This window comes from Campylobacter sp. CNRCH_2007_0968H, from assembly GCF_025773245.1.
In the GTDB taxonomy this organism is placed as follows: Bacteria; Campylobacterota; Campylobacteria; order Campylobacterales; family Campylobacteraceae; genus Campylobacter_D; species Campylobacter_D lari_D.
On record NZ_JAKMTQ010000032.1, the window covers coordinates 1 to 2519 of the forward strand.

Annotated in this window: 4 protein-coding genes; all 4 read left to right on the top strand. The window is 24.7% G+C overall.

The window, feature by feature from the left end:
* A partial coding sequence (locus L8Y18_RS08435) for a hypothetical protein (RefSeq protein WP_263676651.1) occupies positions 1 to 188 on the top strand: 188 nt, incomplete at its 5' end.
* Entirely contained in the window at positions 181 to 1053 is an 873-nt protein-coding gene (locus L8Y18_RS08440) for a hypothetical protein (protein WP_263676652.1), read from the top strand. The genes L8Y18_RS08435 and L8Y18_RS08440, both read left to right, overlap by 8 nt.
* A gap of 83 nt (positions 1054 to 1136) precedes the next feature.
* Positions 1137 to 1898 carry a hypothetical protein gene (locus tag L8Y18_RS08445; protein ID WP_263660883.1) on the top strand — a complete coding sequence of 254 codons (762 nt, stop codon included), beginning with the start codon at positions 1137 to 1139 and terminating at the stop codon, positions 1896 to 1898.
* On the top strand, positions 1882 to 2519 hold a 638-nt coding region (locus L8Y18_RS08450; RefSeq protein WP_263660882.1), incomplete at its 3' end, for a hypothetical protein. The genes L8Y18_RS08445 and L8Y18_RS08450, both read left to right, overlap by 17 nt.

Genomic DNA, 2519 nt, shown 5'->3' on the forward strand with positions numbered 1-2519 from the left:
TAAAACAAGAAAACAATACAAAAGAAAATACAGACACTATAATAAAAAATACAAATTTTAACAATGAAACTTCTTTAAAAATAAAACAAAGCAATACCATTATAGATGATATAAAAGAAGATTTTAAGATTGTATCTAATAATGCTATAATAAATAATACTAACTTTAAAGGTAAAAAAATTGCTTAAAATATCAAAAAGAATTTCTATTATAGTTTTTATTGTATTAGTTTTTATCATAATTGCTAGCAATGCTTATAACTTTATCCAAGAAGCTTTACAATTTAAAGAAGCTAATGAAAATAAAGCAAGAGAAAATCTTAGTGCTTTAATCAAATGGAGTGAAAACGAAGGCAAGGAAGAATTAGAATATGCTAAGAATTTAAGCAAAGAAAACTATAATCAAGAAAAAGTTACACAAATGATTATTAAAAATCTTAAGATGATACAAGCTAGTATTGAAGATATAAGAATTTTAACCTCTTATTATCCTACAGATGAAGATGTTGAGCTTATGAGACAAGCTGGGCATGTTACAACAAATTCAAATACTGATATTATACTTTATCTTTTATATAATGAAGGAAATATCACAAATCAAAAAACTTCTTTTTTATTTGATAAGGAAAGATTTAAAGTTTTTGAAGATTTTTTATTTTTTCTAAATACTCGTTTAGAAGAGGATTTTTTGCAAAAAGATATTCATAAGTTTGATAGCTTTGATGTAGTTGGAATTGGAATGTATATTAACACTCTAATTGGTTATAATTGTGCATTTACTGATATGTATTTGAGTGAATTTTTACAAGATTATATTTGTGATTTAAATACCCCTAAAACTATAACAATTTTAAATGGTATGAGTCAAATTAACATTGCTACTGACAAAGTTTTATTGTTTTTTAATAAAGAATTAAAAATACACACTGATAGTCATTTAAAAATGCAATTAGAAAAAGCGATCTATAATTTTAAGAAACTCAGACTCGATCAAAAACAAACTAATAAACTTAAATCCATACAAACCAAACTAAAAGAATGCAAAAATGAATGAGATAGAACTTAACACTCAAAATAAAACCTTAAACGAAACAAAAAAAGACACAAAAACTATTTTTAGAATATCAAGGAATATAAATGAAAAAACCTTTTTATAAACTTAAAAAATTTTATATACCCTGCGGTTTGCTTATAGCTTTGATTATTTTTATAAGCTTAGCTTATCGCCCTTTAGAGCTTATCTTTTGGGATAAGTATAATCATGAAAAAGAATATCAAAATGCTAAAGATATATACAAACTATTTAAGAGCAACGAAGAAGAATTTAAAAAAGTTTTTGTAGAACAAAACTTAAATCAAGAATTAAAACTTAATCAAAAAGAATTATTAAATTATATGCATAACTTTAAAAAAGATTTTAAATTTATGCAAATTTTAGGTTTAGACAATGCTTATTTGGTAGCTCTTAAAAATAAGGATGTATTATTTGGTTTGCAAATGCAAAATAATCTTAATTATTTTTATTTTATTTCCAATAGCACTGATTTAAAAGAAATTAATAATTATTTAAATGTTGTGGATGAGTTTCTTGTCTTTATGAGTGAAATTGAAAAATTACCATCTAAGTATAATCCAGGTAAAATAATGTTTGAAATTAATTTTATGACTTATAATATCTTGTTTTTTGGTTTTACTTTAGATATAAATCTTATGTGTTCTATACCTCAAAAAGAACAGTTATTAGAAAATATGATTAATTCTTATAAAAAAATGAATTTATTTCATGATGCAGATTTAAAATTTCAAGATCAAGAATTATACGAAACAATATATGTAACAAAAAAACTTAATTATTTCATAAATATTGCTAAAGGAAGATTAAATGCATGCGGAAAATAATTTAAGTCCTGAAGATAGACAAGGTATAGAAAATGCTGTGCTTGCTAAAAAAGATATAATACCGAATTGGATAGCAAATTTTAATAGACAAGATATAGAAGACATACAAGATAAAACTCAATATTTGCGGGATACTGTAGATAGATTAAAAAACACCGTAAATTCCTACTCCAAGCAATATCCTACTTTAGAACCAATAGCAAGAAAAATAAGAATAATAACCAAACCAACAGAAAACACTTTAAAAATTATGGATTATTCTTTAGAATATGTCCTTAATGGCGAAAGGTCGGTAGTTATTAAAGCTATAGCTGAAGGGGTTGAAACTATTGTTTATACAGTTGGTATTTCTGCGACTGCAATTGCAGCTGGAATTGTGAGTTTGGTTGGTATATTATGTCCAGATTCAGCACCTTTGGTAGCATTTGGTGCCTTTGTAATATTCACTCAAGGAGAGGAGCTGAGTTACTATATATCACAAAAAGCTAAAGAAATAATAATAAATTTTTTAAATCCAAAAATACAATATTTTCCACAAACTATCCATCTGGGCAATGGACAATATTATAAAAATGATAAAAATATAGATGAAATATTCAACAATATATACGAAGTCCTTGG

Bases quoted from the DNA above. Each gene is read 5' to 3' on its own strand.
- L8Y18_RS08445 (WP_263660883.1), top strand. From the start codon at position 1,137: ATGAAAAAACCTTTTTATAAACTTAAAAAATTTTATATACCCTGCGGT.